At 36.1% G+C, this 14,939-nt stretch carries 15 protein-coding genes; 5 read left to right on the top strand and 10 right to left on the bottom strand.

From position 1 onward, the window contains the following. Positions 1–4: 4 nt before the first annotated feature. The 3 genes from N7Z68_RS11105 to N7Z68_RS11095 all read right to left on the bottom strand — a co-directional run bounded on the left by N7Z68_RS11105 (position 5) and on the right by N7Z68_RS11095 (position 3,241). Positions 5–646, bottom strand: a complete 642-nt coding sequence (locus tag N7Z68_RS11105) for an NfeD family protein (protein ID WP_275118548.1) — start codon at positions 644–646, stop codon at positions 5–7. A 364-nt stretch (positions 647–1,010) separates the two neighbouring features. Continuing rightward, positions 1,011–1,883 (bottom strand): DUF1002 domain-containing protein, encoded by an 873-nt coding sequence (locus tag N7Z68_RS11100; protein ID WP_275118547.1) that lies wholly within the window; start codon positions 1,881–1,883, stop codon positions 1,011–1,013. Positions 1,884–2,017: 134 nt separating this feature from the next. Next, positions 2,018–3,241 (bottom strand): MFS transporter, encoded by a 1,224-nt coding sequence (locus tag N7Z68_RS11095; protein WP_275118546.1) that lies wholly within the window; start codon positions 3,239–3,241, stop codon positions 2,018–2,020. Between the two features lie 104 nt (positions 3,242–3,345). Between N7Z68_RS11095 and yqfZ the strand changes: the two genes are divergently transcribed. Both yqfZ and ispG read left to right on the top strand, forming a co-directional pair. Then, a complete protein-coding gene (gene yqfZ, locus N7Z68_RS11090) occupies positions 3,346–3,714 on the top strand; it encodes a protein YqfZ (RefSeq protein WP_275118545.1) in 369 nt (122 codons plus the stop codon). A 274-nt stretch (positions 3,715–3,988) separates the two neighbouring features. Continuing rightward, positions 3,989–5,077 (top strand): flavodoxin-dependent (E)-4-hydroxy-3-methylbut-2-enyl-diphosphate synthase, encoded by a 1,089-nt coding sequence (ispG, locus tag N7Z68_RS11085; protein WP_275118544.1) that lies wholly within the window; start codon positions 3,989–3,991, stop codon positions 5,075–5,077. 123 nt (positions 5,078–5,200) lie between these two features. Here ispG and N7Z68_RS11080 read toward each other — a convergent pair whose 3' ends face one another. Further along, positions 5,201–5,605: a DUF4190 domain-containing protein gene (locus N7Z68_RS11080; RefSeq protein WP_275118543.1), complete on the bottom strand. Its 405-nt coding sequence runs from the start codon at positions 5,603–5,605 to the stop codon at positions 5,201–5,203. A gap of 121 nt (positions 5,606–5,726) precedes the next feature. On the opposite strand from N7Z68_RS11080, the gene N7Z68_RS11075 reads away from it, so the two are divergent. After that, positions 5,727–6,305: a hypothetical protein gene (locus N7Z68_RS11075; protein ID WP_275118542.1), complete on the top strand. Its 579-nt coding sequence runs from the start codon at positions 5,727–5,729 to the stop codon at positions 6,303–6,305. Positions 6,306–6,363: 58 nt separating this feature from the next. Here the strand turns inward: N7Z68_RS11075 and N7Z68_RS11070 are convergent, their stop codons facing one another. The 4 genes from N7Z68_RS11070 to N7Z68_RS11055 all read right to left on the bottom strand — a co-directional run bounded on the left by N7Z68_RS11070 (position 6,364) and on the right by N7Z68_RS11055 (position 9,362). Next, positions 6,364–6,792 (bottom strand): Fur family transcriptional regulator, encoded by a 429-nt coding sequence (locus N7Z68_RS11070; protein WP_275118541.1) that lies wholly within the window; start codon positions 6,790–6,792, stop codon positions 6,364–6,366. Continuing rightward, positions 6,792–7,646, bottom strand: coding sequence for a metal ABC transporter permease (locus N7Z68_RS11065; protein ID WP_275118540.1), 855 nt, complete (start codon positions 7,644–7,646; stop codon positions 6,792–6,794). The genes N7Z68_RS11070 and N7Z68_RS11065 overlap by 1 nt, the downstream gene beginning before the upstream one ends. A gap of 74 nt (positions 7,647–7,720) precedes the next feature. Beyond that, positions 7,721–8,587, bottom strand: coding sequence for a metal ABC transporter permease (locus N7Z68_RS11060; RefSeq protein ID WP_275118539.1), 867 nt, complete (start codon positions 8,585–8,587; stop codon positions 7,721–7,723). Next, positions 8,580–9,362, bottom strand: coding sequence for a metal ABC transporter ATP-binding protein (locus N7Z68_RS11055; protein ID WP_275118538.1), 783 nt, complete (start codon positions 9,360–9,362; stop codon positions 8,580–8,582). The genes N7Z68_RS11060 and N7Z68_RS11055 overlap by 8 nt, the downstream gene beginning before the upstream one ends. Before the next feature lie 169 nt (positions 9,363–9,531). Here N7Z68_RS11055 and N7Z68_RS11050 point away from each other — a divergent pair, with 169 nt between their 5' ends. Both N7Z68_RS11050 and N7Z68_RS11045 read left to right on the top strand, forming a co-directional pair. Next, complete coding sequence (locus tag N7Z68_RS11050; RefSeq protein WP_275118537.1) at positions 9,532–11,070, top strand: Ppx/GppA phosphatase family protein; 1,539 nt, start codon at positions 9,532–9,534, stop codon at positions 11,068–11,070. An 85-nt stretch (positions 11,071–11,155) separates the two neighbouring features. Continuing rightward, a complete protein-coding gene (locus N7Z68_RS11045) occupies positions 11,156–13,261 on the top strand; it encodes an RNA degradosome polyphosphate kinase (protein WP_275118536.1) in 2,106 nt (701 codons plus the stop codon). Between the two features lie 51 nt (positions 13,262–13,312). On the opposite strand, the gene N7Z68_RS11040 is transcribed toward N7Z68_RS11045, so the two are convergent. Further along, positions 13,313–14,182: a metal ABC transporter permease gene (locus tag N7Z68_RS11040; protein ID WP_275118535.1), complete on the bottom strand. Its 870-nt coding sequence runs from the start codon at positions 14,180–14,182 to the stop codon at positions 13,313–13,315. Continuing rightward, positions 14,182–14,937: a metal ABC transporter ATP-binding protein gene (locus N7Z68_RS11035; protein ID WP_275118534.1), complete on the bottom strand. Its 756-nt coding sequence runs from the start codon at positions 14,935–14,937 to the stop codon at positions 14,182–14,184. The genes N7Z68_RS11040 and N7Z68_RS11035 overlap by 1 nt, the downstream gene beginning before the upstream one ends. Positions 14,938–14,939: the final 2 nt, after the last annotated feature.

Below are 14,939 nucleotides of genomic sequence, written 5' to 3'. Positions count from 1 at the left end.
CTGTTCATTTGTCAGAACCTTCTACTTTTTTTACAACAATCCGAGTACCATCGACAGAAACAACTTCTATTTCTATATCTTGTGTTAACCAATTATTCTCACTAGTGGCACTATACTGCTTTCCATCAACCTCCATCGTACCAATTGGACGAAATGGTGTTATCGTTTTCCCTCTTTTTCCAATCAACTCCTTATACTTCTCATTAATTGAGTTGTAGCCTAATTCTCCTGTTAATCGGTCTCTTAAAGTCATTTTTGACCACAAGTTTCTAGAAGGAAACACTTTTAAAAATAATAAAGAAGATGCAGCACCAAGTACTAATCCCATCGCTACTAATGCCCCATACAAGAAGCTCGGTGCCGGAATAGCCAAGGCTACAATCATTAAGATAACCCCTAGAAAAGCAATCGTACCATCACTAATTGCCTTACCATCAACAATTATTAGAACTAGTCCAGTAATATACAGCAACACCACCCAAACTCCTGTATCACCGGCAATATGATGAGAAAAGTATACAGCCATAATTGCAATACCTAGAACACCAAAAACTCCTTTAACCTTAACCAGTAATTCTCCAAATAAGAAAAGTGTCCCTAAAAAAACTACGAGAAATCCAACACTCGCAATATTAAGTACATCCATTTCATTCAACCCCCAATCCTTTATAATATACGAAACAAATTGAGATAAGTTTCATTTCAATTTTTGGTTAAACTATAAATGAGGTGAAAAATATGAAAAAAAATATTAGTAAAGATAAGCGTCACACCAAATCTATAACCGAGGTTTCACCAAGACACCAACCTGCTTCTACAAACGCGTTTGCTCCCGTTAAAACAAAATCACTTCTTATTTAAAATTTTATCAAATCTTAGCAGAAAATACATACTTAAGGTGGTGTATTTAAGAAATAGGTTATTTAAATGATGGCAGGCTTAATGCAACTTCCTGGTTAATCGCTAAAAAAAGCTGACTCAAAAAATGAGCTTTTGAGTCAGCCATCCTTTTATCTAAATAAACCTTTAATCGCCTCAATAAATCGTTGAAGCACATCCAATAGCGATGCAATAAATGATTGTGTATCTTCACGATTTAGGAAATCTCCTAAATTGTCGCGAATTTTTCCAATTTGATTTTGTACTTGGTTCCAATCAATATTTAAATCCTTTAAACGCATAAATAAGGACACGAGCCCGTTTAACTCTTCCTCTGTTAAAGTGACTCCTAACTCTTGAGCTATCCTTTGTATGAGAGCACGTAAGTCTTCCTCTGACTCAACTGGATTTTGAGCAATTTCCTCTTTAATCCGGTTCATTAATTCTGTAGCTTCTTCCATCCCAATTCGTTCAGCAAGCTTACCTGTTCGGACCATTTCTTCGTTGGCAATTTGCTTTTGCTCTTCTGGAATTTGAATATCAGCTGTTATTTCATACGCTTTAATAATACCTGTTAAACCCGCAGTCCCTGAAACTTCAAATGGTGCAGTTACATAAATATCTGCATCTTTTACTCCTGCTGTTACAAGAGCATTTGCATACATACCTTCAGAAACCCAATTAATATTATTTGTCTCTACATTAAGTCCAGATCCAGATGTCGTTAACGTGATCATGGAAGAAGAAATCGCTCTCGTCCCAATTTGAGCCCTGCTCACATAATTTCCTAAGTAGTGATGTTCTTCTTCATTGGTAACATAGATAATTTCTACATCGTCTGGTGCACCCATTTCATTTAGTATGCTTCGCTTCTGCTCATCTGTTAAATTGGCTCCTAGTGTAACAATCATATCTCCAGGAGCTGCATCCGCTGCAACTAAACTTGGTATTAAAATTGTAAACACTAATAATAAAGGTATTATTTTCTTTTTCATAAAACTCATATCATCCATCTCCTTTGAAGACCTCAATCAATTAGTTGACATCCTAAACTTAAGAAAACTATTTTTTGAGGAAAATTTAAAGTGACTTTAGTCCTATTTGTGTGTGTAAAACTTTAAAACTCCACCATCTTTTTTCATATTCTGGAGACACAATCCTTTAAGATCGGTATGCATGTCCATGATGAAATAAGAAGGACAAAAGAAATTCCTATAAGAAAAAATGACGAGAAAAACAACTCCACAGGCTCGTACATTAAAACACTAAACGTTATAGGACCGAGCGCAACTCCTAAAAACCGAATCATGGAGTATAATGAAACGACTAAGCCCCTTTCATTCACTCCAACAGAGGACGTCACTGCCGTATTAGCTGCTGGGAGAAAGAACCCTAAGCCAATTGAAGCCAACGAAATTAAGATTAACAAACTTATTAGACCATGATAAAAAATAAGGAATGCAAAGCTACTTACGAGCAAACTTAACCCTAGCAGTAGAAAACGCTTTACATGATCTTTGTTATCTCCCATATTCTTACCTGTCCAATATGAGAACAAAGTTAAAAACACAAGTGGCAGCGCTAAATATATTCCTTTCATCGTCCCATAAATCCCATAGCTTTCTTCAAGATAATAAGACATAAAAAACATAAGACCAAATAAAAGGAGTAAACCTACTCCACTAGCGAAAAATATAGGAATAAGCCATTTAAACTCGCGCATAATAATTTCGCTCATTGATCGCCGGTATTCTCTTAATCCTACAGGCTCAGTTTTCTTACTACTTTCGTAAATCCAAATTTTCATTCCAAAATATGCGAAAAGTGCAAGAAAGAAATAAACAAAAAACGTGGCAAACCATAAATACACTGCAATAAAAGCACCAATTATAGGACTTACTACTTTTCCTAGACTGTTAAACACCTCCACTGTTCCTAGCGCTTTACTCCTGTCTGTACCCGCAAACAGGTCACCTGCTAAAGCCATAGCCATTGGTGCCGTTCCCCCTGCTCCTACCCCTTGAAGAAATCGACCTAAAAGTAACATTGAAAACGCACTTTGACCCTCTAAAAAAACTGGGGCTGCAGCAGATAATAAACTGCCTATCATAATAAAAAGAAGTGAAACTAATATCACCTTTTTTCTTCCTATCCGATCTGAAATTAAACCTATGATCGGTATCATAAGTGCTGCTGGAATTGAAAATACAGTAAGAACTAAGCCACCTTCTACTGCAGTTAATTGTAATGCATGTTGTATATCAGGAATTATTGGAATAAACATTGAATTCCCCACGACCATGACAAAAGGCAGTAATCCAATGATGTATATAACTACTGTTGTAGAAGTCTCCTTTTTCATTAGTGTTTTCCCCCTCCTAAAAAAAAGAAAAAATTCTAGTCATATTTTTCACACTTGCTGAATATATATTGTTAAGATGTTTACACATTAGGGAGGACAAGCCATTGAGTACCCAATTCAGCTTTAAACATAGTGTGATCTTTATCATCGTTCTTTTTATTATTTGTTATAGCATTTATTATGATCTATCTACTGGTACTTTACCCAAAGCAGAAGAACCAACAACGAACGAGACAAGTTCAGAAAATTATCCTAATATTGTCGTTGAAGAAGAACCGTTTCCTGCTCAAGAAGTTGTTGTACAAAATGGTTATACCGTTCTTTCCATTGTAGAACATTTGCATGAAGGGCCCGTTCCTGCATCAATCCAACAAATCGTTTATGATTTTCAAGAATTAAATCCAGGTGTGGCAGCAGATAATATACAAGTTGGAAAGACTTATCTATTTCCGCTTTATGCAAAATCAGAGTAACAATACCTTGCCAAACAAAATGACAGACTGATAAAATAAACACGTATGTCGTTTATACAATATATATAGTTGAAAATAAGAAAAGCGTAAGCACCCGTTTAACGACGTAAGAACTGAAGCCCACCTCATGGATAAAGGATACACGGTACCTGTAGTGAGCCGATGCTGACTTATCATAAGGAGGTGAGCGAAGTCTTGCTAGTTGTGGGGCGCTTGCGCTAGACATCTTCGAATTATATAATTTCCTATCTTTTTAAAAAGGGGCGAATGATTCATGACCCAAATCACACATCGAACCCAAACTCGACCTGTGACAGTTGGCGGGATTACGATTGGCGGAAACAATGAAGTCGTTATCCAAAGTATGACAACAACCAAAACTCATGATGTTGAAGCAACAGTGGCAGAAATCCACAGGTTAGAAGAAGCGGGTTGTCAAGTGGTTAGAGTAGCTTGTCCAGATATGCGCGCAGCAGAGGCGATTTCCGCTATCAAAGCAAGAATTAACATCCCTCTCGTTGTCGATATACATTTTGATTATAAGCTTGCCTTGAAAGCCATTGAAGGTGGGGCGGATAAGATAAGAATTAACCCTGGGAATATTGGAAAAAGAGAAAAAGTAGAGGCCGTTGTAAAAGCAGCCAAAGCAAAAGGTATTCCCATTCGTATTGGAGTTAACGCAGGCTCACTCGAAAAGAAAATTTTAGATAAGTATGGGTACCCAACAGCTGATGGAATGGTCGAAAGTGCCCTGCACCACATCGGTATCCTTGAAGATCTTGATTTTCATGATATTATCGTTTCGATGAAGGCCTCTGACGTTAACTTAGCGATCGAAGCTTACGAGAAAGCAGCTAAAGCTTTTAGTTACCCACTGCACCTAGGTATTACTGAGTCAGGTACACTATTTGCTGGTACAATCAAAAGCGCAGCAGGATTAGGTGCCATTTTAAACATGGGTATTGGAAATACAGTTCGTATTTCACTGAGCGCTGATCCTGTTGAAGAAGTAAAAGTTGCACGTGAACTGTTAAAATCATTCGGTTTAGCTGCAAATGCTGCGACTTTGATTTCATGCCCGACGTGTGGTCGTATTGAAATTGATTTAATTAAAATTGCGAATGAAGTTGAAGATTATATTTCAACCATTAAAGCACCGATTAAGGTAGCCGTTCTTGGTTGTGCTGTGAATGGTCCCGGTGAAGCACGCGAGGCTGATATTGGCATTGCAGGGGCTCGAGGAGAAGGCTTATTGTTTAGACATGGTGAAATAGTAAGAAAAGTTCCCGAGGAAATAATGGTTGAAGAATTAAAGAAAGAAATCGACAAAATCGCACAAGAAAAATTAGCGACACAAGAATAGTTAGCTATTCAAAACTGGAAATTATATTGTAGTCATGCAATAATAAGCACACGCTAGTCGCGTGTGCTTATTCAATAACTCCCCTTCAAAATTAGGTGATGTGGATTCCTGCTTTGACCCTATTTAGAAGAATGGTGAGAAGAAGACGGTTAAGATAATGGACAGTGCACCGATACCGATCGCCCAATTACCAAGTGCATTTGCACCAGCTCTTCTCGCAACGAACCCGACAATGATCCCAGATGCACCTAAAAGGATCGGTAAAAAGAATAATGACAGGATAGAAAGCACGATAGCAAACGTACCAACACCACGGCCTGACGCAGTTGCATCATCATAGTTTGCTTCAGCAGTTTCTTCCCGCTCTTCTGTTCGACCACCAAAAGCACCAGTCATTGGTGTAACTTCAGCAGCCGTTTCTTCTTCAAATGTGTCTACTCTTTCGCGGTCTCTTTCTTCTGGTCTTAAGTCGATCGTACGAGTATCACGATCGTTAAAGTTGTTGTTGAAATTGTTATTGTCAGCCAAAACTAATCCCTCGCTTTCTTTATTTGGGGGAGCATTAATAGTATGACTCACGATGCTCTGATTATAGGTGTCAATGATTGCATGCATAGGAAACGATTTATTTTTTTATACGAGGTGAATTATGAAGAAGTCTAGAGTTTTTGGTTTTGATATTGATGGTACAGTTACAGATCCAGCTACTTTCGTTCCATATTTAAATAAGCACTTCAACAAAAATATTACATTAGATGATATAACTGAGTATGATTTAACTCAAGTTCTAGGTGTAACCTCCGATCAATTTTGGCAATGGTTAAAAGAGCATGAAGGTCATATTTATTCAAAAGCAGATTTAGCCCTTTATGCAAAAAATGCATTACATAATTGGAAAGAAAACCATAAGATGGTCTATATTAGCGCTAGAGGAGATCATTTATATGATGTAACGGAGCAATGGTTTCAAGCAAAGAAGCTTCCTTATGATAAGATTAATCTTATTGGCAGTCACGATAAAATTAATGCCGTAAAAGATCATATGCTGGATATCTTTTTTGAGGATAAACATGATAATGCCTGTGATATTGCTGAAGAGTGTAAAATTCCGGTTGTTTTGTTCGATACGCCTTATAATCGTCTCTCAGCTCCGAAAAATGTCATTCGAGTGGAGAATTGGAACGAAGCAACCCATTGGGTCGAACAATGGTTAAAGAATGAAGAGTAGGATTCTTTAACAAAATACAAAAAGGAAAGGCAATAGTCCATCTCTGCCTTTCCCTTTTTTATGAATTAGCACTAACATGTGTACAACTTTTACAATACCCGTAGATTTCAAACTTATGTCCAGTCACTTCAAAGTCTGGGAATGCAATATTGATGTTTTCCATTGGACAATTGTGTACAGCCTTTGTTTTTCCGCACTCCAAGCAAATTAAATGATGGTGATGTTGCGTTGTTGAACAGGAAAACCGAAACTTTTTCTCACCTTCTAATTCTGTTACTTCTAGGATTTCCAATTGTGCAAACGTTGCTAAGTTTCGATAAATCGTATCAAAGCTTAACCCTGGGTAATCCTTATACATCTTCTCTAAAACATCTTTAGCAGAAAGATACCGTTTTTCATCGGCAAAAAGACGAAGCATTTCTTCACGTTTTTTCGTATATTTATATCCTTTTTCCTTTAACAGTTCCATTGCTTGCGTAACGTTCATTAAGAAATTCTCTCCCTTCGCTTTCCTTTAATCAGATGGTGTAAAACGTGCGCCATTACAAGCCATAAGGTTGCAAATAACACAATTCCACCACCAGTTGCTATATTTAAATGATAAGAAAAATACGATCCAGTCGCCATTGACAATTGACCAAAAAAGACGGATAACATCAGGAGCTGCTTAAAGCTTTTAGCAAACACAATCGCAGTAGCTGCAGGCAATACAATCATTGCCCCGACTAATAAAATACCGACGACTTTCATGGATATTGCAATAACCAACGCGATTAGAAAGGAAAAGATAAAATTTAAGTGTTTTATGGATATCCCTGAAACTTTGGCAAATTCCTGATCAAACGATATTGCCACGAATTCTTTATAAAATAGAAATAAAATAATTAGCACCACTATTGAAGTGACAATCATAAAATATAAGTCCTGTAACGTGACACTTACAATGCTTCCAAACAAATACATAAACCATTGGTTATAACCAGTTTTGGACACACTAATAATAATAGCGCTTAACCCGACACCTGTTGATAAGATAATCGGAATCGCAATTTCTTGAAAATCTTTATACACCTGTCTTAATTTTTCAATTAATAATGAGCCAATAAACGCGAACAGCAAACCGAAGTATAGCGGATTAATATTTGAAAAAAACGCTAAGGTTTGCGTGAGCAACACACCTGCAGCTATTCCTGTCAATGTAATATGCGATAAAGATTCTGAAATAATCGATATTCTTCTAACGAGTAAAAATGAACCGAGCAATGGGCAGATCAGCCCAATTAAGAATGCTGCAACCATTCCTCGTTCAATAAAAGTTAAATTTGATAATAGATCTAACATCATGTACTCCTACTCTAATCTGTTATTTGATTTTACTTTAGAACAGACCTTAAAACAACAATGAACACTTTCGGTTAAGTACTTACGCTCGTTTTTGGTTTATAAGTAATTTTATTTTTCAGCTTTTGAATGGATAAACAAATCAATAAAATAAACACCGAAATAATGACGATTGTTCCTCCAGGTGCCAAATCTAATTGAAAAGCCGTAATTAATCCTCCAATTACTGCAATTTCTCCAAATAAAATCGAGTAAAAAAACATTTGCTTAAACCCTTTGGCAATACGCATACTCGCTGCAACTGGAAGTGTCATCAATGCCGATACTAGTAGAATTCCAACGATCCTCATCGAAGCAGCTATAACAAGAGCCACAATAATAATAAAAACGAGATGAACGAAAGATTTATTTACTCCTGAAACTTTGGCGTGTTCTTCATCAAAAGCTAAATAAAACATCTCTTTAAAAAGAAAAATCATAATAATAATGACAATTACAGACGTTATTAAAACCGTATATAAATCAGAACGACTAACTGTAATAACACTCCCAAACAAATAATTAAACAAATCATTGTTAAATCCGTCGGCTAAGGAAATAAAAACAACCCCAATCCCAATTCCGCTGGATAAAATGATCGGTATCGCTAATTCCTGATAAAACTTATAGACATTTCTAATTTTTTCAATAAGTAAAGACCCTCCTACTGCTGCACCCATTCCCATGTAAAGAGGATTAAGTCCTTGAAAGAAAATAAAATATTTTCCTAATAGCAAGCTGGCTGCAATTCCTGTTAACGTAATATGAGAGAGTGCATCAGCAATAAGTGACAACCTTCGAACCACTAGGAATACTCCTAACATTGGTGCGATTAGGCCGATGAGCAATCCAGTATAAAAAGCATTTTGTAAAAACTCATATTTCAAAAAAGCCTCAATCATGTTCACAGCCCCCGTCACAATGATTGTGGCTTAATAGTTGGACATTATGGCCAAAGAACGATGATAAGTTATGGTTCTTCTCGAATTCTTCACGATTGCCATGAAAATGTATCGTCGTATTAATACAGGCAATATCGGTTACATGTTCAACCATTTTAGTGATATCATGTGTGACTAATAATAAGGTAATGTTTTTATTTTTATTGAGGTCAATTAACATTTCATAAAAAGAATGGACAGAGCTCGAATCAACACCAACTGTAGGCTCATCTAAGATCAGGAGCTTCGGGTCGCTGACTAAAGCTCTTGCAATAAACACTCGTTGTTGCTGACCACCGGAAAGTTCACCAATATTTCGATTCGTAAATTCGGTCATACCTACACTTTTAATTGCCTCATGAACTTTTTGTTTGTCTTTTTTCGTCATAAAACGAAATAAACCAATCTTAGCATATAACCCCATGGATACTACTTCAAAAACAGTAGCTGGAAAACCTGAATTAAAACTATTTGCTTTTTGAGAAACAAATCCTACTTTATCCCATGCCTTAAATTTGTTTAAGGGTTGACCAAATAATAAAACTTCACCATTTTGAGGAGTTAATAACCCAAGTAGGCATTTTAGTAAAGTCGATTTTCCTGAACCGTTTGGACCCACCAGTCCTAAAAAAGCCCCTTCTTCTATTTTTAAGTTTACATTTTCTAATACTTCTTTGTTATCGTAGCGAAAAAATAATTTATTGACTTCAATCGCATAAGCTTGATGATCAGTCATACTGTTCCTCCAAATTAATACTATACCTATATTATAGCATAAATAAGAATTGTTCTTATTCAATAAACAAAATTGCCTCATGCACATGAATGCAAAGAGATGTAGAAAATTATATAATAAAGCAAATACACTTGGAATCCAATTCTTAACTACAAGGATGTGAACTTTCATGGCACAAACAAGGTTAGCGATTATCGATATGGGGTCTAACTCTATTCGTCTCGTCATATATACCATTCAAAGTAACGGGTGTTATCATGAACTCCATAACTTTAAGGTTGTTGCCAGATTAAGCAGCCATACGACGAATGATGGGAGCATTACGGAACAGGGAATTGACATCATTGTTAAGACACTTAGTCGTTTTAATAAAATCATAAAAGCCCACCAAATTGATCAAGTTAAAGGGGTAGCAACAGCTGCCTTACGTCTTGCTCCAAACCAAAAGGAAGTTCTAGACATCATAAAAAATAAAACGGCTCTATCTTTTACTGTTTTAAGTGATTATGAAGAAGCGTACTATGGTTATTTAGCTATTACCAATTCTACAAATATTGAAGACGGCATTTCAATTGATATTGGTGGTGGAAGTACAGAAGTTACTTTATTCAAAAATAGAAAAATTTTAAAATATGTTAGTTTTCCATTCGGTGCTATCACTTTAAAAAAACGCTTTATTGAAAGTGATCCTCCAACCTTAGAAGAAATCAACAATCTACAACAATTTTTAATCAACCAATTTTCTTCACTTGAATGGATTGTCAATACTGAACTTCCCGTCGTCGGAATTGGAGGAACTGCAAGAAACCTATGTTTAATGCATCAGCGTAAGATTGACTACCCTTTGCCAGGTCTACATCAATATGAGTTACAACCAGATGACATTGATATAGTCCAACAGTCTTTACTGGAACACCCTTTTACTGCAAGACAGAATATAGAAGGCCTGTCTAAAGATCGAGCAGATATTATTATTCCAGCGATTCAATCTATTTCTTCATTAGTTGAGGTAACAAGGGCACCCGTTTTTATCATGAGTAATAAAGGATTAAGAGATGGGATATTTTACGAAGAATTACTGCAGAAAATCGGAATTGAACAATTTCCAAACGTTGCTGAAGAAAGCTTTTATCAACTTTCGTACAATTATCAAATCAATGTTGAGCATGTCAAACAAGTATCAAAGCTGGCTTCTGCGATCTATAAAGAGTTGTCTCCCTATCTCTTTGAAAAATTCAATGATGAGGACAATTTGAAATTACTTCGCTATAGTGCCAGGTTAATTTATATGGGTGAATATATTAGTAATGAAGCTAGTAGTCAACACACCTTTTATTTATTATCGAATATGACGATCGATGGATTGAACCACGAGCAACGTTTAGCGATTGCCCTTATATCTTCTTTTAAATCAAAGTCGTATCTCCTTCAGTTCGCTGATCCGTACAGTGAACTTTTAACGAAACAACAATTAAAACGTTACGAATTGCTCGGGGCCATTTTAAAGCTGGCCTATTCTCTCAATCGAACCCGAAGAAATGTCATTAATAAATGTGTCGTAAACAAAACATCAAAAAGAGAGATCCAACTGCAACTACTTTGTAATGATGATTTTTACTTCGAAGAAGAACTAGCCCAAAAGTATAAAAAGCATATTGAGAAATTACTCAATTTTAACGTTGAGTTGTACTTCCAAAATAATAACTAATTTACACAATCTTTACATAAGGTTTACAATTTATTGATATTATGGAATGAGATTAGATATTTTTATTTTGGAGAGGTTGATAATTATGTCGACAAAATACATCGAACAAAATATGCCCATTGATCTAAATAATCCAACCTACTACAATAACCGTGAGCTCAGTTGGTTAGCCTTTAACGAGCGTGTCTTAGAAGAAGCGATTGACGAAAGAAACCCTCTATTGGAAAGATTAAAATTTTTAGCCATTTTCAGCGCTAATTTAGATGAATTTTTTATGGTTCGTGTCGCCGGCTTAAAAGACCAAGTAAAGGCTGGATTTAACAAATCTGAAAATAAAGCTGGATTAACACCCAAGCAGCAATTAAAACGGATTTCTGAAAAGACACAACAACTTGTTCGTCTCCAAGATAATATGTTTTGCGAGACATTATTACCAATGCTATACCATGAAGGCGTTCAATTCTTAGCTATTGATGAAGTGAATAAAGACCAAATGGAATTTTTAGAATATCGTTTTATGCATTATATTTTTCCAGTTCTAACACCAATGGCCATTGATGCCTATCGCCCATTTCCGATGTTACAAAATAAAAGTTTAAACTTAGCTGTATTGCTTAAGGATGAACAGGGGAAAGAACGCTTAGCTATTGTACAAGTTCCTAGTGTTTTAAATCGATTTATTCAATTGCCTAGTCATTGTGAAAAGCAGCAGTATATCTTGCTTGAAAATGTCATTAGTCATTTTATTGGGATGTTATTTCAAGGGTATGAAGTGCAATCAGTATCACCATTTCGTATTACACGTAACGCTGATCTAACGATACATGAAGAAGGGGCACGCGACCTCTTAAGAGAGATTGAAAAAGAATTAAAGAAACGCAAGTGGGGGTCTACTGTTCGCCTTGAAATCCAAGAAGGATTGATGGAACCTAAAGTATTAAATCTTTTACTTGATGTATTAGAAGTTCATAGTAAAGATGTATATTCCTTCAAAGGCCCTTTAGATCTGTCTTTTTTATTCAAGCTTTATGGAAAACTCGTTGTAGATTTCGAGCATTTAGCAAATGAAAATTTAATACCACAACCGCCTGAAGATTTAATAGATGAAGAGAATATTTTTAAAGCTATTGATAAAAAAGATATTTTTCTCCATCATCCGTATGAATCGTTTCAACCGATACTCGATTTCTTAAGCATGGCAGCAGATGACCCAAATGTCCTTGCAATCAAACAAACTTTGTACCGTGTCAGTGGTGACTCACCGATCATTAATGCTTTAGCAAGAGCAGCAGAGAACGGAAAACAAGTAACTGTTCTTGTCGAATTAAAAGCACGTTTTGATGAAGAAAATAATATTCAATGGGCAAAAAAATTAGAAAAAGCAGGTGTCCATGTCATATATGGAATTACCGCTCTAAAGACACATAGTAAAATTACACTAGTCGTTCGCCATGAAAAGGATAAAATTCAACGTTATGTTCATTTAGGAACAGGAAATTACAATGATTCCACCGCAAAACTGTATACAGACATGGGCATTCTTACTTCAGATGAAGGTTTCGGTATTGATGCAACGAATTTCTTTAACTATTTAAGCGGCTATAGTCATAAACCCATTTGGAACCATCTTTCTACTGCACCTTTTCAAATTAGAGAAACGTTTATCGAAGCGATTGATAAGGAAATTGAACTTCATTTACAATCGGGTAATGGCCGTATCATTGCTAAGATGAATTCCCTAACGGACAAGCCAATTATTCTAAAGCTATATGAAGCATCACAAGCAGGAGTTGAAATTGATTTAATTGTTCGAGGAATTTGTTGTTTAAAACCTGGTATTGAAGGTGTAAGTGAAAACATTCGTGTTAGAAGTATTGTCGATCGTTTTCTCGAGCATAGCCGTATTTTTTATTTTCACCATGATGGCGAAGAGAAAATCTTTCTTTCGTCTGCAGATTGGATGACAAGGAATATGGAAAAACGAATCGAGATCTTATTCCCAATCTATAGTCCTCATATTAAAAAAAGAATTATTGAAGTTTTAGACATTACCTTAAAAGATAATGTAAAAGCTAGAGAACAAGATAAGTTTGGACATTACCATTACGTACCTCGGCAAGAAGGTGAAAAGTCATTACAAAGCCAGTTAACTTTTTATGAAATGGCCACTCGCTTTAGTGAAGATAGTTAATATAGAGAAAAGAAAGAGGTACTCATCCCATAAATGAGTACCTCTTTTTTGCTATGAAGTGGCTCTATGAACCCTCGATCGAAAATATCTGGTGACGACACCTTGCTTTGGTGAAAAGAAAAACACGATTCCGAATATGACTGAAGCTACAAGCACGATCGAAGCCCCTGACGCTACATCATATACAACCGAAAAGAAAATCCCTAATACAGCAGATATCGAACCAAAGAACGCTGATAAAAATAACATCACTGGGAATCGATCTGTTAATAAATAAGCTGTTGCTCCTGGGGTAATTAACATTGCCACAACTAAAATAATTCCTACTGTTTTTAATGAAGCGACTGTAACTAAGGATAACAGAAGCATCAATAAGTAATGAATCATTTGTACAGGTATTCCGGCTGCTTTCGCCATCGTTGGATCAAATGTACTCATGAGTAAAGGACGGTAAAATAAGAAAATCATTAACAAAACAAAGACACCAATGCCAAACGTTACCCATAAATCACTTCGAGATACTGCTAAAACATTTCCAAACAATATGTGCCATAAATCTAATGAAGTTCCCCGCAAGTTGGTTAATAATACGACACCTAGGGCAAATGCAGCCGTAAATAATATTCCTATCGCTGAGTCGTCTTTAATTCGACTATTCTGTGAAACATAACCAATTCCGAGTGCCGTTAAGACCCCTGCAATTACGGCACCCACAAAGAAACTAGCACCGACCATATACGCAATGACAACCCCTGGTAAAACAGCATGCGAAATCGCATCTCCCATCAGAGCCATACCACGTAATATTATAAAACAACCAATTACGCCGCAAATAATCCCAACTAATACTGCTGCAATTAACGCTTGTTGAAGATAATTATAACGGGAAACTTGGTCAATAAAAGATAATATTTCTTGCATTAGTTACCCACCACCATCATTTGGTCATTGTCTTTAAATAGTTTAATCTTCCCTTTGTATGTTTGTGATAGCAGCTCTGGTTTAAACGTTTCACTTACTTCTCCATACCCAATAAGTTCTTTATTCACTAACATAACTTGATCAAAGTACTCTTCTACCTTGCTTAAATCATGATGAACGACAAGGATCGTCTTATTTTCTTCTCTTAGTGACTTTAAGATATTAATGATGATCTCTTCAGAGGTTACATCAATTCCTGCAAAAGGCTCATCAAGGAAAAACAATGTGGCTTGTTGGGCTAATGCTCTAGCAATAAAAACACGTTGTTGCTGTCCGCCAGAAAGCTCACCAATTTGTCGTTTTCTAAACTCAGTCATTCCTACCTTCTCTAAAGCCTCTGTCACAATGTTTTTATCATCTTTTGAAGGTCGTTTATACCAAGGCAAGTGAATATAACGTCCCATCATAACGACATCTTCCACCAGCACAGGAAAATCCCAATCAATTAGACTTCGTTGCGGTACATATGCTATTTGTCTTCTCGCCTTTTTAATAGACTTCTCAAAGGCACTTATTCCGCTGTTCGTTGACTTTTCTAAACCTAATATTGCTTTTATTAAAGTTGACTTTCCAGCTCCATTCGGGCCGACAATTCCAATTAATTTACCTTCATCAGCAGAAAAGCTTACATTATTAATCGCTTGAAGATTATCGTAATAAACGGAGAGATTATTTACCTCTAACATTCTTCCCATCT

Origin of the sequence: Alkalihalobacterium chitinilyticum, assembly GCF_029028005.1 — a bacterium.
Lineage (GTDB): Bacteria > Bacillota > Bacilli > Bacillales > Bacillaceae_F > Alkalihalobacterium > Alkalihalobacterium chitinilyticum.
Note: the sequence above shows the minus strand (reverse complement) of the source record. Positions and strands in the feature narration are given on the sequence as shown.

Coding starts and splice junctions, on each gene's coding strand:
- N7Z68_RS11095 (WP_275118546.1), bottom strand. CDS start 3,241: ATGAAAAAGGAGACTTCTACAACAGTAGTTATATACATCATTGGATTA.
- N7Z68_RS11100 (WP_275118547.1), bottom strand. CDS start 1,883: ATGAGTTTTATGAAAAAGAAAATAATACCTTTATTATTAGTGTTTACA.
- N7Z68_RS11065 (WP_275118540.1), bottom strand. CDS start 7,646: ATGTTAGATCTATTATCAAATTTAACTTTTATTGAACGAGGAATGGTT.
- N7Z68_RS11045 (WP_275118536.1), top strand. CDS start 11,156: ATGTCGACAAAATACATCGAACAAAATATGCCCATTGATCTAAATAAT.
- N7Z68_RS11035 (WP_275118534.1), bottom strand. CDS start 14,937: ATGGGAAGAATGTTAGAGGTAAATAATCTCTCCGTTTATTACGATAAT.
- N7Z68_RS11040 (WP_275118535.1), bottom strand. CDS start 14,182: ATGCAAGAAATATTATCTTTTATTGACCAAGTTTCCCGTTATAATTAT.
- N7Z68_RS11050 (WP_275118537.1), top strand. CDS start 9,532: ATGGCACAAACAAGGTTAGCGATTATCGATATGGGGTCTAACTCTATT.
- ispG (WP_275118544.1), top strand. CDS start 3,989: ATGACCCAAATCACACATCGAACCCAAACTCGACCTGTGACAGTTGGC.
- N7Z68_RS11070 (WP_275118541.1), bottom strand. CDS start 6,792: ATGAACGTTACGCAAGCAATGGAACTGTTAAAGGAAAAAGGATATAAA.
- N7Z68_RS11060 (WP_275118539.1), bottom strand. CDS start 8,587: ATGATTGAGGCTTTTTTGAAATATGAGTTTTTACAAAATGCTTTTTAT.
- N7Z68_RS11055 (WP_275118538.1), bottom strand. CDS start 9,362: ATGACTGATCATCAAGCTTATGCGATTGAAGTCAATAAATTATTTTTT.
- N7Z68_RS11075 (WP_275118542.1), top strand. CDS start 5,727: ATGAAGAAGTCTAGAGTTTTTGGTTTTGATATTGATGGTACAGTTACA.
- N7Z68_RS11105 (WP_275118548.1), bottom strand. CDS start 646: ATGGATGTACTTAATATTGCGAGTGTTGGATTTCTCGTAGTTTTTTTA.